Below are 23,917 nucleotides of genomic sequence, written 5' to 3'. Positions count from 1 at the left end.
TCTCCTCGTCTTTATTCATAATCTTCTTTCTTAAATGGTATCTCAAAGCTGCCCATTGCCTCTTTTAGATGCTCGGCGCTGCGCGGCCCGTACAGCGGAACACATTGAAAATCCCTGCATGTAAAGAATCCAAGAACAACCTGAGTCACCGTTGCCTGATACTTCTCCGTGAGCATCCTGACTCTTTCTGCCAGTCTGATATTTTCCTTCGTATAGTATGGTGAATCCACTACAGAATCTTCACCCTTTTCGATGAAATTATGGAAAAAACCGCTGCAGATTCCCATGTATGGCATCGCCAGATTCTCAGAATTTTTTTTATGATATTCCTGCATCTCATCATCCATATACCGAATGGTATCGTCCTCCAGAGGCATCATAAAGCGGGAACCCATATTGAACAGAACCTGGTTTGCCGCAAATCCCCGGCAGCCCTTCTTCCGGCAGCAGCTGTCCGCAGCCTTCATCCGGCTGGTGCTCCAGTTCGAGCAGCAATAGTATCGGATCTTCCCCTCCTTCACAAATGTCTCCATAGTCTCGATTAGTTCTTCTGCCGGCACAGATTCATCATCCCGATGATAAAAATACAGGTCTATATAATCCGTGTGCAGCGCCTGCAGAGACTGTTCCACATCATGCCGCATATCAGCTTCCCGCATCCGGCTTTTATGGAGATCCGGTTTAGGGCAGGCCATATCGGGATGCCCGCCTTTGGTAATTAACACCATCCGGTTCCTCTTACCGCTTCTCTTCAGCCAGTCTCCCAGAACCCGCTCACTTCTCCCAATTTCAGGTAAAACCCAGTCGGAATACACCCGCGCAGTATCATAAAGATTGCCACCCATATCCAAAAAAGCATCAAATATGTAATCTGCTTCCTTGCCGTCCCACTTCAGGCCGGCATTCACGCATCCCATCCCCATCGGGGATAATACCAGATCCGTGTCCGGTATCACAATCTTCTTCATTCGCTCGCTCCTTTCCAATCATTTAAGTGCCGGCAGCAATCTATCTCTTACAATTGCCCCGACACTTCTATTATAAATATTCTCTTTACTTTTGTATATACTTCTTCAACGCTTTTATGAGAAGACGCACAATATAAACAAAAACCGCCAGAACCGTAATATTTACTGCATTAGCCAACCCTACCCCAAAGGAAGAATTCCACCACATTATGACGAGAAATATCATCACAAGCGCCAGGTAGATGCCCCATCCCGCTAAAGCTCTTCCTCTTTTTCCCGGCCTGTCTGGTTTTTCCGGGCCAGCTTTACCGCATTCATCGTGTGACTCCCTCTCCGGTATCAGAAGATAATCCAGCGATACTCCCAGTATCCGCCCCAGTTGTATTACATTCTCCGTGTCCGGTATCGTATCATTTAGTTCCCATTTGGATACGGCCTGCCGGGATACCCCCAGCAGCGCCGCCAAATTTTCCTGGGACATCCGCTTCTCTTTCCTGTGTTTCTGTATTTTTTCGCCCAGAGTCATATCCTTCGCCTCCTCGTCTTATTATGCCGCTCTGGCCTTACTATACCATCCACTCCTTTTTCGGGCCACCAGATACACTTTACATCGCCGCAACCTGGAGTTGCAGATTGCTTTTTCACAGTATTTCTTTCCTGTTTTTTATTACGCTCTTGAGCGTGTCTGAAGCGGGTTACACAATTCGCTTATACGGACTGCGCCCGTTTCTGAAGTAGCGTACATAACGCACCGCCTCACACCCCGCAAGAACCGCTCCCAGCACCATAAGTTTATCTGAAAATACCCCCACCAACATTGGCAGATTCGGAACTGTAAAGTACAGGACCTGTGCCAAAAGCATCAGCACCGCTGGTATATCGATCAGGACAATTTCCACCCAAAGAAACCGTTTCTTCATAATCCCGCCCAGGAGGGCAACTGCCGCGGCCGCCGCCAGCCAGAATATAACCATAGTAACCATCATCATATACCTGTATTTAATTTCATAAGTCCTCTCAAGCCGCATATTGGCATAATTCCCTGCCCACAGATAACACCCGAATATCAAATATACGCCCAAAACCAGAATCACTGCCCTCAGTTCTTTCAACGTTTTCATACCTATCCCTCCGCTTCTGTAAAACTTCCCATAAAAAGTACTTTTATACATTCAGTTTAACACAACCGGAAGTTATCCACAATAAAATAGAGTTTCGCTTACGAATCTCGCGCCTGCGACGGTCGCATCGCGTAAAATAAAATACACCCTGCCCGGATGCAAAGCTGATAAAAGCAGTTCTGCTTCATCAGCCCTGCATCCGGGCAGGGTATAATTCCGTTCTGTAATTCCTATTCCAGATTCGCGTGCAAAGAGAACATCTCTTCCTGGGTCCTTCCCATACGCTCCATCAAAATCATGATTATATTATCACAAATCAGCCATGTTGTCTGTTCGAATGCATTTCCCATAGGCTGTACAGAGGTAGTCGCGGTCTCCAGTTCACTTTTCGGTGTCACACCAGGAACCTGGATCACCGCATCCGCCATACTGCCGATAGATGCCTGCGGGAAAATAGTGATTACCGCAACCATTGCCTCCTGTTTTTTCGCTTTCTCTGCCATCACCTTCAGGCTGCCGGTTTCCCCTGAGCCGGACACGATCATCAGCAGATCCCCCTTCTGGATCGAAGGTGTAGTAGGTTCACCTACAAAGTAAACGGTAAGCCCAAGGTGCATCAGCCGGTTGGAAAATGCCCTTGCCACAAACCCGGAACGGCCTGCGCCCGCTACAAATATGCGGTTGCCTTCCTGAATCTTGTCTGCAAACTGTTCCAGTTCCTCCTGCCGGATCTGTTTCGCATTTTCCATCAATTCTTCCAGAATTTTTTTCAAAATCACTGCTTCTGCCATTCTATTCACACTCCTTCATACTGTCTTTAATCGCCTTTGCCGCGCCGGCCGGGTCTGCCGCATGTGCAATCCCGCTTCCCACAATCAGTACCTCAGGCTTTAAAGCCGCATATTCCGGAGTCGTCTCAGGGCTGATGCCGCCGGCAACAGAGATTTTTGCCTTCTCGCAGTGCTTTGCCATGACACGCAGGTCATCAATAGGTTTGCGCCCCGCTGCCTGCTGGTCTGTGCCCACATGCACTGCCATTCCATGTGCCCCCAGTTCCTCCAGCTCACGGATGCGCTTAGGCATATCCGTAACGCAGATCATATCCACCACAATCTCTTTACCATAATGCTCCGCCGCGTCAATGCATCCCTTAATTGTCAGGTTATCTGTTACGCCCAGAACGGTTACATAGTCTGCACCCACTTTCAGGGCCTCTTCTGCCTCGTAATATCCGGCATCCATAATCTTCATATCCGCCAGCACTTCTTTATCGGGAAAGCGCTCCTTAAATATCTGAACCGCGCGCATCCCCTCCTGATAAACAAACGGAGTTCCGATCTCTATGATGTCAATATGCTCCTGTACCTTCGTTGTCAGCTCCAGTGCCTCATCCATTGTCAAATCGTCCAGTGCCAATTGTAGTTTCATGCTTTTCTCCTTTTATGAATGGTAACAGTTCAGGCAGACCTGAACTGTTATTATGAATGCTCCTTTACGGTAATAAACTATTTTGAGACCTAAACTATTCTGCCGGATAACGGTAATCAGGTTCTCCGATCGCTCCTCCATTGCCCAGTTCCAGAATAAACCCAAGCTTATCCTCTGAGTCCACATAATAATGGACATCGTTGTCAATCCAACCGGTCTGCATTACTTTCATTCCCTTTGCCTCCAGCTCTTCCACATAAGCCTTCAGCTCATCATTATCCGGAATGACCACTTTGAAATGATGCAGGCAGGAACCTTTTCTTTTCAGCGTATCCCAATATACATTCGGCCCTTCAATTGGCTGGATCAGTTCTAGTTCAATGTCCTCATGCCAGCAGACAGCACAGATAAAATCAAAGCCTTCTGTCTGAAGCTCACCGTTCACATAGAAATCATGGCATGTTTCCGGACGGAAATGGCGTACATCCCATGGTCCGATCCCAAGAATATCCCAGTAATTCTGCATTGCCTTGTCCACATCTTCCACTAAGATCGCTATCTGTTTAATTAATCCTTTCATTGTATGTTCCTCCTATTATAATTTTTATACTGTACCGTTCTTGCTGCCATCCGGTTATTCCAGATTGGCATGATATTCCCAGAGACCGTCCAGATCAATCTTTCTGTCTTCGATCATCATCATCGCCGTCGTATCCCCGAAGAGCAGCAGAGCCTGCTCAAACAGGGACGTCATCGGCTGTCTGGAATGAATCTCATCCTCCAGCTTCGCCCTGCTCTCCACCGGAATCCGCAGAAACAGGTCTGCAACATCCCGAAGCCCGCTTGACGGATTACTTCCGATATGAATTACCTTTGCCCCCGCCGCTTTTGCCTTTCTCGCGATTCCGGCTGGAAACAGCGTTTCTCCACTCCCGGAACCTACCACCAGAACATCCCGCGGTGTAATAGCCGGCTCTGTTATCTCACCTACGATTACGGCCCGTATCCCCAGATGGGCATATCGTTTTGCCATAGCCTCCAATGACAGCAGAACCCTTCCCACGCCAACAAAAAATACTTTTTCGGCGCTTTGGATCATCCCGATATAACGGAGCACATCATCAGCATCGATCGCATCCAGAGCGCGTCCGCACTCCTCTATGATCACATCATGCATTTCTTTATACTGTTTCTTTTCCATGAGAACCGCCTTCTTTCTCCAAAAATGCCGCCACTTCTGTCTCTTTAGGGATAGATACCTGCGCCCCCATGCGGGATACACAGATCCCCGCAGCCGCATGCGCAAAACGGATGGCGTCCTTCATACTGTCGCCCTTGCACAGGCGGATTGCCAGCGCCGCGCCGAATGTATCACCTGCAGCAGTAGAATCGACTGCTTTTACTTTAAAGCACGGAATCAGTTCCGCTGATTTCCCGTCATAGAGTAAAGCCCCGCGGGATCCCAGTTTTAGAATCACATATTGGGGGCGCGCCTGATCATACAGCCATTTTGCTGCTTCAACGGCGCTTTCCTCCGTATCGGGACTTATCCCCGTCAGCGCCTCTGTCTCCGCCTCGTTGGGGGATAAGATATACAGCCCCTGCAGCCGCTCCAGAGGGATACTCATCGCAGGCCCCGCATCCAGGAACACGGGAATGTCCCGCTCCTTTGCCAGTTCATATGTACGGTATACGGTCTCCAGAGGCATCTCCAGCTGCATAATTACCATATCGAACTTTTCCGCCTCTAAAGCCGCCTTAACATCTTCCGCGCATATGCTGCCATTCGCTCCCAGCGCTACATAAGAAACATAGCGGCCGTCAGAATTCAGCAGCATCAGCGCAAGTCCCGTCTGCTTCTCTTTGTCAGTTACAATATACTCCGTATGGACTCCGGCTTTTTTCAGCTCGTTTTTCAGGGACTCCCCGTTTGTATCTTCGCCGAGCCGTCCCACCATCGTAACATCCGCTCCCTGAAGAGCTGCTGCGATGGCCTGGTTGGAACCCTTTCCGCCTGTAGCATATCCATAATTACCACACATAATGGACTCCCCGAATCCCGGTATGGAATTTGCCCCCTCCACGAAAAGATCCATATTCATGCTGCCCACAACTAATATTTTCGGTTTCTCCATAACATCCTCCTGACCGATTCACTTTATTTTCAATCCTTAACTGATAACTGCGGGGCCTCACTGCAAAATACATTTGAGGCACCCGCAGAATTTATCAGCTGATTTTACTCAGTTTCTGAGTTCTTCTCCTGTCAAGGACGAAATTAATAATCAGAACACCAATCAGAGCTATGCCCCAGATTAAATCTCTGTAGTAATTGCTGATGCTTGGGAACATATTCAAATAGGAGGACATCATCTGCAGTATGACTACCGCTATGGCGATTCCCGGAATCGTTCCAAATCCGCCGTTAGGATTCACGCCTCCCAGCACTGCGATCAGAATACACTGCATCGTATAACTGCTTCCGAAGTCTGCTTTTGCAGAATTGATTCTTGCAAGGCTGAGAAGACCTGCCACTGCGGATACCAGCCCAGAAAGCATATAGGTGCGGATCAATACGGCATTGCAGTGGATACCTGCAAATTTGGCCGCTTTTTCATTGGTTCCCACAAGGTATACCCTTGTTCCGAATTTTGTCTTGCTCATAATAAAGGTCATCACCGCAATCAGAATCAGGAATACTACAAAGGAGAGCGGTATATAACCAAACAGCGCTGTCGTGGCAAAGCCGGTAAATGCTTCCGGAATTCCGCTTACCGTACTGCCGCCGGAGGATATGATCGCAATTCCCATGAACAGCTGGTAGGTTCCCAGCGTAGCCAGCATCGCAGGGATCTTCAGGTAAGATACAAGGAATCCATTGAATGCGCCGCAGATCATACCCACAATCAGAGCAACAAGGATTGCAACTGCAATACTTCCGTTCTCCTGCATCATCAGACCTGCGAGGATACCGCAGAGATTTGCGATATATACGGTAGACAAATCGATTCCGCCGGAAATCATACAGATCCCTACACCGATTGCCATCAGTCCATACTCGGAAAGCTGTTTTGCCATGGTCTGGAAGTTCCCGATCTTGATAAACTCACTTGGCTTTGTAACACAGGCTATCACGATGAAAGCAACAAGTATTATTAATAAACGTTTGATGTTACTGTCCATTTTTTTCATATTATGCCGCCTCCTTCTTTAACCTGGTCTTTACCTTGGCGCCGGCATGGCTCTGAATCGCAGAGATTGCCGTACCTATGATAATAATGGCTCCAATAAATACCTTCTGCCAGTAAACAGAGATTCCAAGAAGAATCAGACTGTTTGATACCATCGTCAGAAGCAGTGTTCCGAGCAGGCATCCCTTCAGGGTTCCGATACCGCCCGTCATTCTCGTGCCGCCCAGGATGATGGCCGCAATAACGATCATCTCACCGCCCGCATACTCAGTAGGCAGATATCTCATGGACATGACTGCATAACAGAGTCCTGCCACTGCAGCAATACCGCCGTTTACTACAAAGATTCCGAAACGGATTCCCTTCACGTTAAATCCGGCTCTCTCTGCGGATACTTCATCACCGCCGATCGCATACACACCGCGGCCCACAACTGTTTTATTCAGAATCAGGTAGGCAATGATGTAAATAACAATCATAATGACAAATGTCATCGGCAGTGTAGAACCCAGCCCGCTTTTTGCATTCTTAACTGTTAATAATGACGCTTTTCCAAATGCTGCAAGATTCGCCGGAAGGTCCATTCTCTCTGCCTCGAAAGCCCCCAGCAGGATTCCACTGAAAATGGAGCTGGTACCCAGTGTTACGATCAGACTTGGAAATTTATACTTTACAATTATGATTCCGTTGAGCGCTCCCATGATACATCCAAATACAATGCCGATAATAAATGTAATGATCCACGGTGCTCCATCCAGCCCCAGACTGTTCGTTACGGTCAGAGCCAGGTAACTGCTCAACGCCGCAATCAGCGGAAAGGATACATCCGGACCAGTGCTGACAAAAGCCAGCAGTGCACAGATTGCGTAGATAGAAGGAACTATCATGGAACGGAGCAGGTCTACAATATTATTGTTAGCGAAAAACAATCCGGATCTCGCCTGTATTACAAGTGACAGAACTACAATGATTAAAAACACATAAAATTCTGTCTGCTTAATCAACCTCTTGAAAAATTTATTCATTTGCACTTCACCCCTTCCCTAGACCGTAGCCTGTGCAAGCGTGCCCGCATTCAGGTCGTCAGCCGACAGATTGCCTGTCACATGTCCCGCCTGCATGACCAGCGCCCTGTCACAGGTTGCAATTACTTCTGACGCGTCATCGGATACAACGATAATTGCCATACCGCTCGCAGCCAGTTCTCTCAGCAGTTTATGGATATCATATTTGGCGCCGATATCCACGCCTACTGTAGGTCCATTCAGAATTAATACTTTCGGGTGGTTCGCAAGCCATCTGCCGAGTACGACCTTCTGCTGGTTTCCTCCTGAGAGTGTCTGAACCGGGAATTCGTGATTTTTAGTGGCAACCCCGATATCCTTCACCCATTTCGCGGATTCTTCCTCAACCTTTTTGCTGCTCAGAATGCCGGCTTTATTAGCCAGCTGGTCCATCTTGCTGACCGTGATATTCCGGATAATCGACTGGGGAAGGAAGAGCCCTTCTGTCAGACGGTCCTCAGGAACCAGGGCGATACCCAGTTTCTGGGCTGCTGATACACTCTTGATATGCACTTCTTTTCCATCCACCAGCAGCTGTCCGCCGGTTGGCTTGAGCATTCCAAATAATGCCAGAGACAGTTCCGTACGTCCGGATCCCAACTGCCCTGTGACGCCCAGGATCTCTCCCTGATGCAGTTCGAAGCTTACATTTTCAAATCCGGGAGCGGTAAGGTTTCTTGCTTCCATAACCACGTCGCCGTACTTGTTTTCATTTACTTCTTTTACAACCTGTGTATCAAAATGGCGTCCCGTCATGTAGTAAGCAAACTTTTCCTCTGTCATTTCTTTGGTAGGACAGCTGATGACATTTTCGCCATTTCTGAGGATTGTAATGCTGTCGGAGATCTCAAACACTTCATCCAGCTTATGGGATACAAAGAGGATTGTAACCCCATTCTTTTTCAAGTCTGTAATAATCTCAAAGAGCCGGGTCACTTCCTTCTTAGTCAGAGCGGTTGTGGGCTCATCCATGATAATCAGTTTTGCATTATCGAGCAGTGCTCTTGAGATTGCAATCAGCTGTTTATCGGCAACCGGAAGCGTCTCAACCAGCGCGTCCAGATCCACATCAAAATTAATTTTTTGGACTGCTTCTTCAGCAATCCTGCGGAACTCCTTTTTGTTGACCAGCTTCTTCTTATTTGCCAGTACCTGGTTAAATGCCAGATTTTCAATTACTGTCAGATTCGGGAAGATTGAAAAATCCTGGTAGATAACCTGGATTCCGGCCTTGATAGCCTCTGCAGGTGTCATGATCGGAAAGCCCTTTCCATCCACTTCTATAGAACCTGCGTCCGGTTTGTAGAACCCGGAAATGACCTTGATAATGGTAGATTTTCCACATCCATTTTCACCTGCCAGACAATGCGTTTCCCCCCGCTTAATTGTCAGATCCACACCTTTGAGAGCATGGACACCGCCAAATGATTTCTTAATTCCTTTTACACAAAGGATATTTTCACTTCCCATCATGTCACCTTGCCTTTCTGTCCTCACTGGGGTAACGTAAATAATCCACCACTTTTCACTTACGTTACCCCAGTCTGGAAAAAAACCGCACATCCCACACGGATGTAAGATGTGCGATTATTACTGTTTTTCCAAAACTCACTTACCTTCAGCTGCCGTCCGGCAAGTCTGATTTCCATTGATAAAATTTAGAAATCGTAGTCGTTAATGTTGTCTTTTGTAATTGTAAGGTCAGCCTGTCCGATGAGGCATCTGTTGTCGCCTTCAACCAAAGTGATCTTGTTGTATCCGTCGATTCCAAGGTCGCTTCCGTCTCCTACTTCCTCGCCTGCAAGAATCATAGAAGCAACTTTACACATAACGTAACCAGAGTCTTTTGGATCCCACAGTTTGATTGTGGAGATTGTGCCTGATTCTACGTATGGCTTAAATTCGTTTGGTGTACCTACGCCAACAACCTTAACGTCCAGTCCGAGTTCCTCTACAGCCTTAGCGATACCTGGGCAGTCTGTAGATGCAACACCTGTGAAGCCTTTCAGATCCGGATTCGCTTTCAGGATTTCTTTTGCTCTTTCATAGGATGTATCAATGGATTCTTCTGATTCTGCTGATGGGATTGCGCCGTCATTGATCAGTTCCATGTCCGGATATGCTTCCTGCTGGCGTTTGTACTGCGCATTTGCATATTCCATATGAGTTGTAGATGTTGTGTAAGCAACCATCATAGCATATTTGCCTTTTTCACCCATGTCTTTTGCAAGAGCATCCATGATTGCTGCACCGAAATCATCAGCTGTAAATGCTTCGGTATCGAATAATGTATTCTTCTGGTTGGAAGCTTCGTGTGTGATAACTACAATGCCCTGCTCCATAGCGTTCTTCAGGGATGCTTCAATTGCGCCCGGGTCGATCGGCACTACGCAAAGTGCGTCAACGCCCTGGTTGATCAAATCGTCAATAACCTGTACCTGAGAAGCTGCATCTGCGTTAGCCGGTCCTTTCTGGATTACGTTGATTCCGGTCTCTTCACCAAATTCGTTAACACCGATTTCCATCCGTTTGAACCAGTTTGCTGTGTTATCCTTTGTTACAACTGCGATTGTCCATTCAGACTTGTCTTTGTCAGACTTGTAATTTGCAATATCAAACAAATCAGTACTGCTTCCTTTGTCTTCCGTTGTGGTCTCTTTCGTTTCCTTCTTTGTGTCTGAGGACGTGGTGGTTTTTTCGCTGCTGCATGCCACCATTGAGAGTGTCATTGCTGCCGCTGCCATGATTGCGACAAATTTCTTGAGATTTTTCATAACATTTTTCCTCCTTTTTTGAAAAAATTTATGTGATCGCTCCATGCTTTCGCATGGCCCATTACGGGCATTGTTGCTGCAGACATTATTCTACATTCCGGTGTCTGCTGACCATCTCTTCTTTGCTGATTCCCATCTCTTCTCTCAACATCATAACCAGCACATCGTAGAGAATAAAGAGTGCCTGCTCAAAGAGATTTCCCATCAGCTGCTCTGTAGGAACAAAATCCCCGGTGGCTTTATAAGCCGCTGCCGGTACATTTACTGTCAGGTCTGCTATGGATAAGAGATAACCTTCATTTGACGGCGTTATCAGCGCCAGCTCGGCGCCGTTGTCTTTCGCCATCTTTGCTATATAATTCTCATGACCCACATTCGCGGAGCCGCATGCACAAATCATCAGGTCTCCCTCTCCGATGGACGGTGTGGTGTCATCCCAGATCCAGTAAGACTGCTTGCCAAGATGCATCAGCCTCATGGCAAAGGACCGGGTAGACAGCCCTTCCCTTCCTGCTGCCAGCAGGAATATCCTGTCTGTTTTCTTTATGAGTTCCAGAAGATCTCTTACATTGGAATCATCCATTCTGTCAAATACTTCTGTCAGTTCTTTCATCGCCATAGCCGATAATTCTTTAAATCTGTCTTCCATATAAACCTCCATTCTCATAATTCCTGAATCCTTAAGACCGGTGTCAGTATGATCTGCTTCAACGGCCTTTCGGGATATGCGATCCTGTCATTCAGCAGCCGTATTGCCTGGCGTCCCATCTGGTTGGCATCCCGCTCAATATAGTTGAACTTGTTGTGAATCACATCGAATGCCTCAATTCTGTCCAGCCCGATACAGGCAATATCTCTTGACAAACGCTCGTCCCTCTCGTAGAGTGCTTTCAAAAAGCCGAGGCTGGTTCTGTTGTTACAGGTTAAAACTGCCGTGGGGCGGTCCTCCATAGAAAGAAGCTTTTTGGAAAGCTTATATGCTTTCGTCATCCGGTAATCCCCTTCAAATATGTACCGCCTCTCAAGAGGAATACCTGCATCATGGATGGCTCTTTCATAACCTTTGTAGCGAACCCTGGCCAATACTCTGTCCATCGTCGCATTCAGAAGGCCGATCTTCGTGTGCCCTGCCCTGATCAAAGCCATCGTGGCCTCATACAGGCCCTTCTCATCATCAAAAAAAACTCCGTCATACTCCTCCAGACTATCTGTCTGTCGGTCCATAATCACGATTGGGGCGTTCAGATCTTTCAAATGCTTGTTGATCTCCCTCTGCTGTTCCTTGGTTGTATAATCAACCGCCGGTGTGTAAAGCAGCCCTCTCACTCTGTGCTCCTTCAGCATCAGCAGCGCTTTCTTGTCCTTGTCCGCGCTGTCATCTGAGTTGCAGCAGATTAAAGTATAATTATACTTGTCTGCGATCTCCGTAATCCCCCTGAGCATCTCCCCGAAAAAAGGGTTATCAACCTCCGGTACTATCACACCGATCGTATTCGAGCTCTGCCTCGACAGGTTCCGGGCCGTAGCCGAAGGAGAAAAATGGCGCTTCTCCATAATCTCCAGAACCCGTTCCTTCGTTTCCGTCTTAACGGAAGCTGATTCATTCAACACCCGCGACACTGTCGCCTTCGAAACGCCCGCCTCTTTTGCAATGTCATTGATCGTAAATTCTTTAGGCATATTTCATTTCCCCCGCTGAATGTTTGTAACCGGTTTCAGTAAAATCATTATTACACACAACCTCCCACTCGTCAACCCCTCATCACATATCCCTCATACTTTCGTCGTTTTTAATGTTTTTAACATCGCATTTTTGTATATATTCCACAAAATTATCGACATATTTTTGCCTTCCCATTCTCCTTCATATTTCGACATCCTCCCCCATATTTCCCCAAAAAGAAAGCGGTTTCTGAAAAGTAAGTCGAAAAATGTCTTTTTTCTTTCCCCAATCCTCTCCCGTCACATCCAACTCCATCCGCCGCCCCCGTTCCGCGTTCCCTCCATTTGCGGCCATATCCCCGCCATGATGCACCAGCCGCTTGAACCGAATACAGGGCTGGCTTAAAACGTAAAAGGACTGTAAGCTGGAGTTAAGGAAAAGAGACGAAAAACCGGGACAAAACTTGTAATTCCGAATTACAAGTTTTCCTGGGTCCAGCGCGCGAAGCCATCAGGCTTCGGGTGATGTGCCCAGGTTGTCCCGTTTTTTCGTCTCTTTTCCTTTACTCCAGCTTACAGTCCTGTCCCGTTTTAAGCCAGCCCTGTATTCGGTTCAAGCGGCGTCCCTTATGCGCTTCAACTGACCGCAATAACCCGCCGCATAAGCTGAATCCCCTCCCGCATTCCATCAATCCCATTCATGAAGCTGGAAGATCCGGCCACAAAGATATCCGCATGTTTTTTCGACATTTCCCCGGCCAGCTCATAACTCACGTTTCCATCAACCTCAATCTCTATATGCTGATATCCCCGCTCGTCAAGATAGTTTCTGCAGTCTTCAATCTTCTGGATAGTCTGCGGAATCGCCTTTTGTCCGGCAAAACCCGGATTTACGGTCATAACAAGAAGACCGTCCATGTCATCCAGGACGTACTGAAGTTCCTCCACTCTGGTAGAGGGATTAATCGCAACCATTGGTTTTGCGCCCGTAGCCCTGATGGCCTGAAGCGCCTTCTGCAGATGCTGCGTGCTCTCAGCGTGGACGGAGACATACTCTCCCTCCTGGAAATCAAACCACGTAATCTTCCTTTCCGGATTGTTTATCATAAGATGTACATCCAGCGGTATATCGGTTGTCTTTCGAAGCTGCCGTACATAATCCGTCCCCAGCGTATAATTGGGCACATATTCACCATCCATAATATCAATATGGAGATATTCTATTTTTTCTTCTTCAAATATTTTCAAATAATCATTCAGTTTGTCAATTTCCACACACATCATGGATGGTGATATCTTCTTCATTGCTGCCCCTCCTCATCTGAATATACCGTTTTTTCAAATTCTACCAGCTGATCATATTCCTTTTCCACAATTCTGGCCATCTCCGGTGTGAGGCCTGACATGTGCTCTGCTTCCAGCCAGGCGTTAGCCATCTCGATCCCCATTTCATTGCCTATGATAAAACCGCCCATGCACAATACATTCGTATTATTCACCGCTTTGGCCCTCCGGGCCTGATACAGGCTTTCACACAAGGCTGCATAGACGCCTCTGTGCTTGTTGCATATAATGCTGACACCCATGCCCGTACCGCATATCGCAATGCCCCTGTCGTACTCCCGGCTCTGAACGCCCTGTGCCACCGCAACTGCCGCTTCCTGGAACAACACGGGAGTCTCCGGATCTATATCAGTAATATCGTAGCCTTTCTTTAGCAAATCTGCTTTGATCGCATTCTTTAGTTCAAAACCTGCCGGATCGGCACCCATAATAATTTTCAAGACAATTCCTCCTGCTATAATCGATATTTTATGTAACCGCTTTATTAATATTAGTTATAACTGGCAATAAAACCCCTATATTTAAGGTATTAAACAAAAATTTGTACACTCTATTTCGCTGTAACCGGTTACAAGATGTTTTAAATATAACTCCTTTCCACTCCATTTGTCAATGAACTGGCTTTTTATTTTCTAATTTCATAAAAACATACAAAAAACCATCAGCATACGGCTATGCATTTTATTTTACATTGTGTAATCTGCACAAACCGTCTCTGATGGTTCATTTTATCTTTTTTAAAGGCTCTGCTTCACAAATGGGGATTCAATAATAATATGCCGGTAAGCCCTGTCTGGAAATGCTATGCGGTTAATCAGCTGTTCCATGGCTTTCTGCCCCATCTGGTATGCATCACGCTCTATGTAATTGTAGGGAATTCCCAGAATATTCAGCATCTCCATCTTATCGAGGGATACGTTCTTGTAATCTAAAGGTATTGACCTGCCGCTCTCATACACCGCCTCCAGAAATCCCTTTGTAGTATCATTATTGCAGGTAATTACTGCCGTCGGCTGAACCGGAAGCTTCATCATCTCTTTTGTCATCATATAAGCGCTCTGTATACTATAATCCCCGAGCATAATATATTCCTCCGGTATGGTTAATCCAGCCTCTTCCACCGCCCTCTCGAATCCGCTCTGGCGCTGCCTGCCCAGCACCCGTTCCTGCGTCCCGTTAATGATTGCAATCCTGGTATGTCCTGCCTCGATCACCGCACAGGTTGCCTCGTACATGGCCGCGTTGTCGTCAAAGAACACACCGTCCACCGGCAGATCGATGTTCCGGTCTGCAATGACCACCGGCGCATCCAGCGTACGCAGGTAACGGTTCAGCAGTTTTCGCTCGTTCTTTTCCTCATAAGATACTGCGGGTACATAGATCAGTCCCCGCACTCTGTGTCCGGCCAGAATTTCCAGTGTCTGCAGATCCTTTTTCTTGCTGTCATCCGAATTAAAGCACATGATGGTCAGTTCATTTTTATCTGCAACGTGTATCATGCCCCGGAGCATTTCGCCAAAAAACATATTGTCCACCTGCGGCAGTATCACTCCAATTGTACTGGATTTCCTGTTCGACAGATTTCTCGCTGTCACGGAAGGCCGGTAATTTTGCTCCTCCATCACCCGCTGGACAGTTTTCCTTGTTTTCTCATCAACTACGTCCGGATGATTCAGTACACGTGACACAGTTGCTTTAGATACACCTGCACATCGGGCTATATCGTTGATCGTTACATTTGGCATCTCTCTAGACCTCGGTTTCATTGGTATCATAATAATTTCATTTGCTTTGATTATAACTCATCTTTTGCGGGGTTACAATAATAGAACCCTATAAAATCCAGTGTTTTCCATGCTTTTTCCATAAGAGCCAGGAAAGCATATGGACCCCCGGCCGGTATATACACCTGCCAGAAGTCCATATCTTTATCTGGTACCAACACTGGTTTAAACTTAATGCAGAAATGAAAGAAAGTTATATGCGATAGGCACCAATATAGCGGGGAGCATGTTCCCCACCTTGATCATCTTCTTAAATGCCAGATTCACGCCAACACAAAATATAAGGACGGAACCTATGCAGGACAGATTCGAAATCAGTGTCTCATTCATGTAACCCGATATCAATGAAGCCCCCAGGGTAATTCCTCCCTGATAGACCCCCAGAGGAATCGCAGCAAACATTACTCCAATTCCTAATGTAGATGCAAATACCATCACAATCACAAAATCCAGAAGCGATTTAGCCAGGAGCATCGTATAGTCGCCTGTCAGTCCATCCTGTATAGAGCCTACGATTGCCATCGCACCGATACAAATAACCAGCGTAGCCGTAACAAATCCGTTCACAAACTGGGTGTCCTTTTTAGCATTTACAAGGGCTTTGAGCGTATCTCCCAGATGTTCCATATGCAGTTCTATATTCAACGCTTCTCCCAGAAGGCTTCCAAGTACCAGTGAAAATACAAGGAGCATGGTATTCTGCGTCTCCAGCACCCCTTGCGGGGTAATTTTGAGCAGCCCGGTAAGTGCCCCGCCTATTCCAATAAAAATAGTTGCAACACCGCATGCCTGCATCAGGATATCCTGAAAGCGCTGCCTTAATCCGTTCTTAATTAGTAAACCAATCCCGCTGCCCGCAATCACAGCTGCAACATTAACAATTGTACCTAACCCTTTCATCCAAATTCTCCATTATCCTGATAATACACTCCCGGATCTGCGATGATTTGTCCGCACTCTTTTCCCTCATGCTGCACCCCGTTCTTTACCGCGTTCTCCTGAGCAGTTCTTTTTGCCGCATCTGTCTTATCGCTGTTCTTCTCAAAAAGCAGGCTTTCGTAATCTTGTTCCGGCATCGGCCTGTAGAAGACATATCCCTGTATCATATCACAGCCAATGCCGCGCAGTACTTCTATCTGTTCCTCCGTCTCGATTCCCTCAGCCACTGTTACTACTCCAAACTGCTTTACCAGCTTAATCATCCCTTCTACAAGGAGCCTGTCCTTTTCTTTAGACGTAATATTCGGAAAAAAAGCAGCATCTATTTTCAGGACGTCAACGTTCAAATTCTGCACCATACTAAGTGAAGAATATCCTTTTCCAAAATCATCGATGGAACTGGAGAACCCGGCGCTGTGAAGATCCTCAACAATCTTACTCAGCTCATCCCAGTTATCAAACAGAATAGTCTCCGTAAACTCGATCTCCAGAAGGCTGGGGGGATGTTATATTTATCCCGTATCTCTGTGTAGCTGCTTACAAAATCGCTGTTATAGAACTGGAGGCGGGATACATTAACCGAGACCGGAAGCGCCTGTAGTCCTTCATCCAGCAGATGCCTCAGCCACCTGCAGACTTCCTCAAAGATATATCTGTCCAGAAGAGGTATTGTGTAATTTTTTTCAAAAACAGGGATAAACTCATTGGGTGAAATGACTGTGCCATCCGCCTTCTGCCAGCGTGCCAGCGCCTCTGAACAGGCGATCTGGTTTGTCTTCAGATCCACTTTCGGCTGATAGTATACTTTAAATTCTTTGTTCTCAAGCGCACTTCCCATACAGCTTTCAATATCTTTTTCGAAGAACAGCTGCCGGCGTATGCTCTCATTATAAAAGCGGTATCTGTCAAACTTCCCCGTCTTAACAGCCTTTCTTGCAAAATTTGCCCGATCCATCAGGCCTTCTATTTTCAGGCTCTCAATTACATCCTCAATACAGCAAAGCCCGCAGCAGACGGAAAGGATATGTCTGTTTCCGGAATCACGCATATAATCTGTAATCTTTTTATCAACCTCTTTTTGGCGGTTCAGTACATCCTTTTTGGTCTCATAGTGTCTTAGAATCACAAAATTATCGGCATTGACACGACCGACTACCTCTTTTTCATCCAGGTCTTTTTCCAGTATCGTGCCATACTCTTTCAGTATACGGTCTCCCCATTCATAGCCGAATACATCATTTATATACTTAAAATCTGCAAAATCCACATAAAAAACAGCGTATTTCAGCCCGCTGTTCTCATCCAGAAGCTCCTGTGCAGCCTTTTTAAATTTATCCACTGTATAGACATTAGTCAGGATGTCCCGTCCCGCTTTATCCTCCAGGCTTTTATTCACATGTTCCAGATTCAGCATCTTTCTAAGGCTGAACCAGAAAATCAGAAGCCAGATAAGAAAAATACAGATAATCAACACAACGGTCATCCGAAGAAGGTTCGTTGTACGGTGTTTAGAATATGCCTCCGCTGCAAACACCGTTTCGTTCGCCTGATTAAAATAAATTTCACTGTTTTCAAGCAGCACATTTCTATCCGTATACCCGCCCCGGTAATTATAGATATCTTCTTTCAGGCCTGCCCATTCGGTTACCAGTTCCCCCAGGCATGCCCTGTATTCTTTATCGTCAGGAAGGATCAGATCATATTTGCCTTTGCCCGCGCTCAGATTGTCCATAATGTCATCCAGGTATGTAATCAAACTATCGCTGGGCTGATTGTTCATTTCCAGCTTCACGAGACGCTGGGTAGCACCGCGGACAATACCGACATAGTTAATTAACTGACCATAAGACTGTGAACTATAAACCGAACGTAACACAAACACAATTAGAAGATCCATGGCAAGAAAAAAACCAAGAAGAGCATACTTCCATTTTGCTTTCATTCCATTTGCCCTGTGCCTTTGTAACCCAGGAACCCCCCTGTACAAAAACGCTTCCTTTCCCACATACTTATTCTAGTAAGCCTTGGCATACTTGCGGCGAGGCGCGTGTCATACTCCGCATGACATAAATCCTCTGCCCCCCCCCCCCGCCGGCGGCTTTATCTTAGAAGGAGATTGGACTCCTGCCAAGATAAACTTGTCTTATTTGCTGTTAAGATAAATCCCTTATGGATAAGTATAACATGAAGAGGCTAATATTTCCATACTAAATAAGTAGCCAGAACAGGCGTATCCCCCCTTTGTCACGGAGCAGTCACACAATTGCATATAGTTCCGCCTAACGCAGCATCAATAACTGACGGCATCTCTCGCCTATACAATTGCTTGAACTGCTGTTGATAAGTAAAATTGCAATAAAGATATTTCTGCATATACTAATAAAAAAGGAGTTTTTATTTATGGCTAATACAATTTATACTCCAATCACCGGTATGATCCGAAACATCACACCCTTTTCCGGAGAATGCTGTTCCCAGCTCATCAGCCTGATGACAAATAATGGTCCTGTTAACTTTGTATCCTCTCCTGACACTTACATTGTGAACAATACTTTTTTACTGCCAGGCATGCGTGTCACAGCATTCTATGATCCGAATCAGCCTGTACCGCTCATCTACCCTCCGCAGTACAGGGCTGCTGTAATCAGCCTGGCCATGCGCAACGAACAGATTGCTTATGGGTTCTTTGACCGGAATCTGCTGGCGGCTGATCAGTCTCTGCAGTTAAATATTGGGCCTTCAACGAATGTTGTAACGGGGAATGGGCAGCGTTTTAACTGTACCATCGGCGGACGGAACCTGATTGTGTTCTACAGCGTCACTACACGGAGTATTCCGCCTCAGACTACGCCGAGAAAGATCATTGTTATGTGTTGATCTATCGGTTCTAGAATTGATTTGTATATTATGAAAAAAACCGCAGTCCTTGAAAACTCAAGGATTGCGGTTTTTTATTATGATTCAATGCTATAAAATCAATGATTAATCAAGGATCTTAGCAACTTTTCCTGATCCAACTGTACGTCCACCTTCACGGATAGCGAATCCAAGACCCTCTTCCATAGCTACTGGGTGAATCAGTTCGATTGTCATCTCTACGTTATCTCCAGGCATGCACATCTCAACGCCATCCGGCAGATCGCAAACACCTGTTACGTCTGTTGTTCTGAAATAGAACTGTGGTCTGTAGTTGTTGAAGAATGGTGTATGACGTCCACCTTCATCTTTTGTCAGAACGTATACCTGAGCTGTAAATTTCTTGTGGCACTGTACTGTACCTGGTTTGATCAGAACCTGTCCTCTTTCGATTTCAGTTCTCTGAACACCACGAAGCAGAGCTCCGATGTTATCACCAGCCTGAGCTTCATCAAGCAGTTTACGGAACATCTCGATACCTGTTACTACAGTCTTCTTGATGTCTTCGTGGATACCGATAATTTCAACTTCATCAGATACATGAAGTGTACCACGCTCTACTCTACCTGTAGCAACTGTACCACGTCCTGTGATAGAGAATACGTCCTCTACCGGCATCAGGAATGGCTTGTCTGTATCACGCTGCGGATCTGGAACCCAGCTGTCAACTGCGTCCATAAGTTCCATGATCTTGTCTCCCCATTCTCCTGATGGATCTTCAAGAGCTTTCAGAGCTGATCCCTGGATGATCGGTGTATCATCTCCCGGGAACTCATACTCGTCAAGAAGTTCACGGATTTCCATCTCTACTAATTCAAGAAGCTCTTCATCGTCTACCATATCGCATTTGTTCATGAATACTACGATATAAGGTACACCTACCTGACGGGACAGAAGGATATGCTCTTTTGTCTGAGCCATAACACCGTCAGTAGCAGCTACAACAAGGATAGCTCCGTCCATCTGAGCAGCACCTGTGATCATGTTCTTTACATAGTCAGCATGTCCTGGGCAGTCAACGTGTGCATAGTGACGTTTGTCTGTCTCATACTCAACGTGAGCTGTAGAGATTGTGATACCACGTTCTCTTTCCTCTGGAGCTTTATCAATGTTTTCGAAATCAACTGCTGCGTTACCAGCAACTCTCTGAGAAAGTGTCTTTGTAATAGCAGCTGTTAATGTTGTTTTACCATGGTCAACGTGTCCAATGGTACCAATATTAGCATGTGGTTTTGTTCTTTCAAATTTAGCTTTTGCCATTTTGAATAATCCTCCTTAATATATAGCCCATTTTCGGGCATTTTATTGGTTTTCGCTTTTACTCGGCTAATTCTGATTATATTTCAAAAGGCCGGGTTTTTCAAGCCTTTTTCTGATATTTAGGCATTTTTATTGGATAACACTTTTTCCTGTACAGACTTCGGAACTGGCTCGTAGCTCTCGAAGAACATGGAGTAGTTTCCGCGTCCCTGTGTTCTGGAACGGAGGTCTGTGGAATAGCCAAACATCTCGGACAATGGCACGAATGCGCGGACAATTTTACCGCCGCCCAGATCATCCATACCTTCAATACGTCCACGGCGGGAGTTAATATCACCGATGATATCTCCCATATATTCTTCAGGCATTGTGACTTCTACTTTCATGATTGGCTCAAGAAGTACAGGTGATGATTTTCTCATGGCATCTTTAAATGCGAGAGAGCCGGCAATGTGGAATGCCATTTCACTTGAATCGACTTCATGGTAAGAACCATCATATACAGTCGCATGAACACCAACAACCGGGAATCCTCCGAGGATACCGGATTTCATAGCTTCTTCGATACCCTGGCCTACAGCCGGAATATATTCTTTTGGAATCGATCCGCCGACTACGCTGGAGTCGAACTTGTAAATCTCTTCTCCATTGACATCCATTGGCTCAAATTTAACTTTACAGTGTCCATACTGTCCACGTCCACCTGACTGTTTTGCATACTTGCTGTCTACATCAACAGGTTTTGTGAAGGACTCTTTGTAAGCAACCTGCGGCGCGCCTACGTTAGCCTCTACCTTGAATTCACGCAGAAGTCTGTCTACGATGATCTCCAGATGAAGCTCACCCATACCTGCGATGATTGTCTGTCCTGTCTCTTTATCTGTGTGTGCACGGAATGTCGGGTCTTCCTCCGCAAGTTTTGCAAGGGATTCTCCAAGTTTGCCCTGAGAAGCCTTTGTCTTCGGCTCTATTGCGAGCTCGATAACCGGCTCTGGGAATTCCATAGACTCCAGGATAACCGGATGCTGTTCGTTACAGATTGTATCCCCTGTTGTTGTGAACTTGAATCCGATAGCAGCTGCGATGTCTCCTGCATATACTTTATCCAGTTCTGCTCTCTTATTGGCATGCATCTGAAGGATACGTCCAACACGTTCTTTTTTGCCTTTTGTTGCGTTCAGCACGTAAGAACCGGAGTTTATAGAACCGGAGTATACTCTGAAGTAAGCAAGCTTACCTACAAACGGGTCTGTCATAATCTTAAATGCCAGTGCTGAGAATGGTTCTTCATCAGATGAATGTCTCACCACGTTGTTTCCGTCCGCATCCACACCTTCGATTGGCGGGATATCTGTCGGCGCCGGCATATATTCGATCACTGCATCCAATAACTTCTGGACACCTTTGTTTCTGTATGCTGTACCGCAGCATACCGGAACAGCTGTACACTCGCAGGTTCCCTTTCTCAGGGCAGCCTTCAGTGCTTCAACAGAAGGTTCTTCGCCCTCCAGGTATTCCAGCATCAGATCGTCGTCTAATTCGCAGATCTTCTCGACTAATTCTGTACGGTACAGTTCTGCGTCGTCTTTCATATCGTCCGGAATCTCTACTACAGAAATGTCTTCGCCTTTTTCATCATTATAGATATAAGCCTGCATCTCCATTAAGTCGATGATTCCTTTGAATTCATCTTCTTTACCGATTGGCAGCTGAAGACAAATTGCATTTTTACCAAGTCTGTTCTTGATCTGCTCTACAGCATTGTAAAAATCAGCTCCCAGAATGTCCATCTTATTGATGAACGCCATTCTCGGTACATTGTATGTGTCAGCCTGACGCCATACGTTTTCTGACTGAGGCTCAACACCGCCCTTAGCACAGAATACACCTACGGCTCCATCCAGCACACGAAGTGAACGTTCAACTTCTACGGTAAAGTCAACGTGTCCCGGTGTATCGATGATGTTAATTCGATGTTCCAGGGCACCCGGCTTTGGCTTCGTCTTTTCTTCCAAAGTCCAGTGACATGTTGTAGCAGCTGAAGTAATTGTGATACCTCTCTCCTGTTCCTGCTCCATCCAGTCCATGGTCGCAGTACCCTCGTGAGTATCACCTATCTTATAGTTTACACCAGTATAATACAGGATACGCTCTGTCAATGTTGTCTTACCAGCATCGATATGAGCCATAATCCCTATATTCCTGGTCCTTTCTAGTGGATATTCTCTTCCAGCCAAGATTTTTTCCTCCTAATTAAAAACGGTAGTGAGCAAATGCTTTATTTGCCTCTGCCATCTTATGCATATCTTCTTTCTTCTTCACTGATGAACCAGTGTTGTTGGCTGCATCCAAAATTTCATTTGCAAGCCTTTCTTCCATTGTCTTCTCGCCTCTGTTACGAGAATAGGTTGTTAACCAGCGAAGTGCAAGAGCCTGTCTTCTGTCTGCTCTTACTTCGATCGGCACCTGATAAGTTGCACCACCGATACGTCTTGCCTTTACTTCGAGAACCGGCATGATATTGTTCATTGCTTCCTCGAAAACCTCGATAGCCGGCTTATCAGCCTTTGCCTCAACTCTCTCAAACGCTCCGTATACAATCTTCTGTGCTACACCCTTCTTACCATCTAACATAATGTTGTTGATAAGCTTGGTAACAACCTTATTGTTGTATATTGGATCCGCTAATACATCTCTTTTTTGAGTATGTCCTTTACGTGGCACGGTCCTTCCCTCCTTAATCATTATTTCCGGTCTCTGCCGGGATTAATTCATCGGTACTCACATGTGTCTTTCTATGGAAATCGCACTTCATGTGCTCGTGGCCGCGGGACCTGTCTATAAAAGTCAGCGCTTCATCTTTTGAATGACAATAAGCGCCTGCATAAATCCGCAACCTTTACTTATTGAACTGCTAATGTTCAATAAGATTCGATAATCATAGTTCTGTTTGTGATACGATTTAACTGTTTAGTTACATAATCTGCTAATTAGACAAACCTTTAAAAGCCGCTTTTATTTTGCGTCTTTTGGTCTCTTAGCGCCGTATTTAGAACGAGCCTGTCTTCTCTTAGCAACACCTGCTGTATCAAGTGTACCTCTTACGATATGGTATCTTGTACCTGGCAGGTCCTTAACTCTTCCTCCACGGATCAGAACAACACTATGCTCCTGCAGGTTATGTCCTTCACCCGGGATATAGCTCGTTACTTCGATTCCATTAGAGAGACGAACTCTGGCGATTTTTCTCAGAGCTGAGTTAGGCTTCTTTGGTGTAGCTGTCTTAACAGCTGTACATACACCCCTTTTCTGTGGTGCAGATACATTCGTAGCACGTTTCTGCAGAGAGTTGTATCCTTTCTGAAGTGCCGGTGCTGTTGATTTCTTTTCAGAAGTCTGACGTCCTTTTCTAACTAACTGGTTAAATGTTGGCATTCTTTTTCACCTCCTATGATTCTTTCGTTTC

Annotated in this window: 23 protein-coding genes and 1 pseudogene; 1 reads left to right on the top strand and 23 read right to left on the bottom strand. The window is 46.0% G+C overall.

The window, feature by feature from the left end; all coding sequences use genetic code 11:
- Positions 1 to 11: 11 nt before the first annotated feature.
- The 19 genes and pseudogenes from MWG26_RS02945 to MWG26_RS02855 form a co-directional block, all read right to left on the bottom strand.
- Positions 12 to 968, bottom strand: coding sequence for an aldo/keto reductase (locus tag MWG26_RS02945; protein WP_025654581.1), 957 nt, complete (start codon positions 966 to 968; stop codon positions 12 to 14).
- Between the two features lie 85 nt (positions 969 to 1,053).
- Positions 1,054 to 1,494, bottom strand: a complete 441-nt coding sequence (locus MWG26_RS02940) for a helix-turn-helix domain-containing protein (protein WP_025654580.1) — start codon at positions 1,492 to 1,494, stop codon at positions 1,054 to 1,056.
- Between the two features lie 169 nt (positions 1,495 to 1,663).
- The gene (locus tag MWG26_RS02935) at positions 1,664 to 2,089 is read right to left on the bottom strand and encodes a hypothetical protein (RefSeq protein ID WP_025654579.1); all 426 of its coding nucleotides are present in this window, start codon (positions 2,087 to 2,089) and stop codon (positions 1,664 to 1,666) included.
- Between the two features lie 230 nt (positions 2,090 to 2,319).
- Positions 2,320 to 2,880 (bottom strand): 6-phospho-3-hexuloisomerase, encoded by a 561-nt coding sequence (hxlB, locus tag MWG26_RS02930; protein ID WP_025654578.1) that lies wholly within the window; start codon positions 2,878 to 2,880, stop codon positions 2,320 to 2,322.
- A gap of 1 nt (position 2,881) precedes the next feature.
- Entirely contained in the window at positions 2,882 to 3,517 is a 636-nt protein-coding gene (gene hxlA / locus MWG26_RS02925) for a 3-hexulose-6-phosphate synthase (protein WP_025654577.1), read from the bottom strand.
- 94 nt (positions 3,518 to 3,611) lie between these two features.
- Complete coding sequence (locus tag MWG26_RS02920; protein ID WP_025654576.1) at positions 3,612 to 4,097, bottom strand: VOC family protein; 486 nt, start codon at positions 4,095 to 4,097, stop codon at positions 3,612 to 3,614.
- Positions 4,098 to 4,151: 54 nt separating this feature from the next.
- Complete coding sequence (locus MWG26_RS02915; RefSeq protein WP_025654575.1) at positions 4,152 to 4,718, bottom strand: SIS domain-containing protein; 567 nt, start codon at positions 4,716 to 4,718, stop codon at positions 4,152 to 4,154.
- On the bottom strand, positions 4,699 to 5,652 hold the full coding sequence (locus tag MWG26_RS02910) for a ribokinase (RefSeq protein ID WP_117440888.1): 954 nt from the start codon (positions 5,650 to 5,652) through the stop codon (positions 4,699 to 4,701). The genes MWG26_RS02915 and MWG26_RS02910 overlap by 20 nt, the downstream gene beginning before the upstream one ends.
- Before the next feature lie 94 nt (positions 5,653 to 5,746).
- Positions 5,747 to 6,709 (bottom strand): ABC transporter permease, encoded by a 963-nt coding sequence (locus MWG26_RS02905; protein ID WP_025654574.1) that lies wholly within the window; start codon positions 6,707 to 6,709, stop codon positions 5,747 to 5,749.
- Between the two features lies 1 nt (position 6,710).
- On the bottom strand, positions 6,711 to 7,733 hold the full coding sequence (locus MWG26_RS02900) for an ABC transporter permease (RefSeq protein ID WP_025654573.1): 1,023 nt from the start codon (positions 7,731 to 7,733) through the stop codon (positions 6,711 to 6,713).
- A gap of 18 nt (positions 7,734 to 7,751) precedes the next feature.
- Complete coding sequence (locus MWG26_RS02895; RefSeq protein ID WP_025654572.1) at positions 7,752 to 9,245, bottom strand: sugar ABC transporter ATP-binding protein; 1,494 nt, start codon at positions 9,243 to 9,245, stop codon at positions 7,752 to 7,754.
- Positions 9,246 to 9,430: 185 nt separating this feature from the next.
- Positions 9,431 to 10,546 carry an autoinducer 2 ABC transporter substrate-binding protein gene (locus MWG26_RS02890; RefSeq protein ID WP_025654571.1) on the bottom strand — a complete coding sequence of 372 codons (1,116 nt, stop codon included), beginning with the start codon at positions 10,544 to 10,546 and terminating at the stop codon, positions 9,431 to 9,433.
- Positions 10,547 to 10,631: 85 nt separating this feature from the next.
- Positions 10,632 to 11,195 (bottom strand): 6-phospho-3-hexuloisomerase, encoded by a 564-nt coding sequence (gene hxlB / locus MWG26_RS02885; protein WP_025654570.1) that lies wholly within the window; start codon positions 11,193 to 11,195, stop codon positions 10,632 to 10,634.
- 14 nt (positions 11,196 to 11,209) lie between these two features.
- On the bottom strand, positions 11,210 to 12,226 hold the full coding sequence (locus MWG26_RS02880; RefSeq protein WP_025654569.1) for a LacI family DNA-binding transcriptional regulator: 1,017 nt from the start codon (positions 12,224 to 12,226) through the stop codon (positions 11,210 to 11,212).
- Positions 12,227 to 12,844: 618 nt separating this feature from the next.
- Positions 12,845 to 13,513 carry a ribulose-phosphate 3-epimerase gene (locus MWG26_RS02875; protein ID WP_025654568.1) on the bottom strand — a complete coding sequence of 223 codons (669 nt, stop codon included), beginning with the start codon at positions 13,511 to 13,513 and terminating at the stop codon, positions 12,845 to 12,847.
- Positions 13,510 to 13,992 carry an RpiB/LacA/LacB family sugar-phosphate isomerase gene (locus MWG26_RS02870; RefSeq protein WP_025654567.1) on the bottom strand — a complete coding sequence of 161 codons (483 nt, stop codon included), beginning with the start codon at positions 13,990 to 13,992 and terminating at the stop codon, positions 13,510 to 13,512. The genes MWG26_RS02875 and MWG26_RS02870 overlap by 4 nt, the downstream gene beginning before the upstream one ends.
- Before the next feature lie 297 nt (positions 13,993 to 14,289).
- Entirely contained in the window at positions 14,290 to 15,327 is a 1,038-nt protein-coding gene (locus tag MWG26_RS02865; protein ID WP_244062691.1) for a LacI family DNA-binding transcriptional regulator, read from the bottom strand.
- Between the two features lie 180 nt (positions 15,328 to 15,507).
- Positions 15,508 to 16,236, bottom strand: a complete 729-nt coding sequence (locus tag MWG26_RS02860) for a DUF554 domain-containing protein (protein ID WP_025654565.1) — start codon at positions 16,234 to 16,236, stop codon at positions 15,508 to 15,510.
- Positions 16,233 to 17,689 (bottom strand): annotated as a pseudogene (locus MWG26_RS02855) (putative bifunctional diguanylate cyclase/phosphodiesterase). Before MWG26_RS02855 ends, MWG26_RS02860 begins: the two are co-directional and overlap by 4 nt.
- 986 nt (positions 17,690 to 18,675) lie before the next feature.
- Between MWG26_RS02855 and MWG26_RS02850 the strand changes: the two are divergent.
- Positions 18,676 to 19,152 carry a hypothetical protein gene (locus MWG26_RS02850; protein WP_025654563.1) on the top strand — a complete coding sequence of 159 codons (477 nt, stop codon included), beginning with the start codon at positions 18,676 to 18,678 and terminating at the stop codon, positions 19,150 to 19,152.
- A gap of 105 nt (positions 19,153 to 19,257) precedes the next feature.
- Here MWG26_RS02850 and tuf read toward each other — a convergent pair whose 3' ends face one another.
- The 4 genes from tuf to rpsL form a co-directional block, all read right to left on the bottom strand.
- A complete protein-coding gene (gene tuf, locus MWG26_RS02845) occupies positions 19,258 to 20,451 on the bottom strand; it encodes an elongation factor Tu (RefSeq protein ID WP_025654562.1) in 1,194 nt (397 codons plus the stop codon).
- A 119-nt stretch (positions 20,452 to 20,570) separates the two neighbouring features.
- Positions 20,571 to 22,688 (bottom strand): elongation factor G, encoded by a 2,118-nt coding sequence (fusA, locus tag MWG26_RS02840; RefSeq protein WP_025654561.1) that lies wholly within the window; start codon positions 22,686 to 22,688, stop codon positions 20,571 to 20,573.
- Between the two features lie 16 nt (positions 22,689 to 22,704).
- The gene (gene rpsG / locus MWG26_RS02835; RefSeq protein WP_025654560.1) at positions 22,705 to 23,175 is read right to left on the bottom strand and encodes a 30S ribosomal protein S7; all 471 of its coding nucleotides are present in this window, start codon (positions 23,173 to 23,175) and stop codon (positions 22,705 to 22,707) included.
- Between the two features lie 291 nt (positions 23,176 to 23,466).
- Positions 23,467 to 23,886: a 30S ribosomal protein S12 gene (gene rpsL / locus MWG26_RS02830; RefSeq protein WP_009001705.1), complete on the bottom strand. Its 420-nt coding sequence runs from the start codon at positions 23,884 to 23,886 to the stop codon at positions 23,467 to 23,469.
- Between the last annotated feature and the right edge of the window lie 31 nt (positions 23,887 to 23,917).

The sequence above is a fragment of the Faecalicatena contorta genome, from assembly GCF_022835095.1.
Lineage (GTDB): Bacteria > Bacillota > Clostridia > Lachnospirales > Lachnospiraceae > Faecalicatena > Faecalicatena contorta.
The sequence above is the reverse complement of the archived record's forward strand: the minus strand, read 5'-3'. Positions and strand labels throughout refer to the sequence as shown.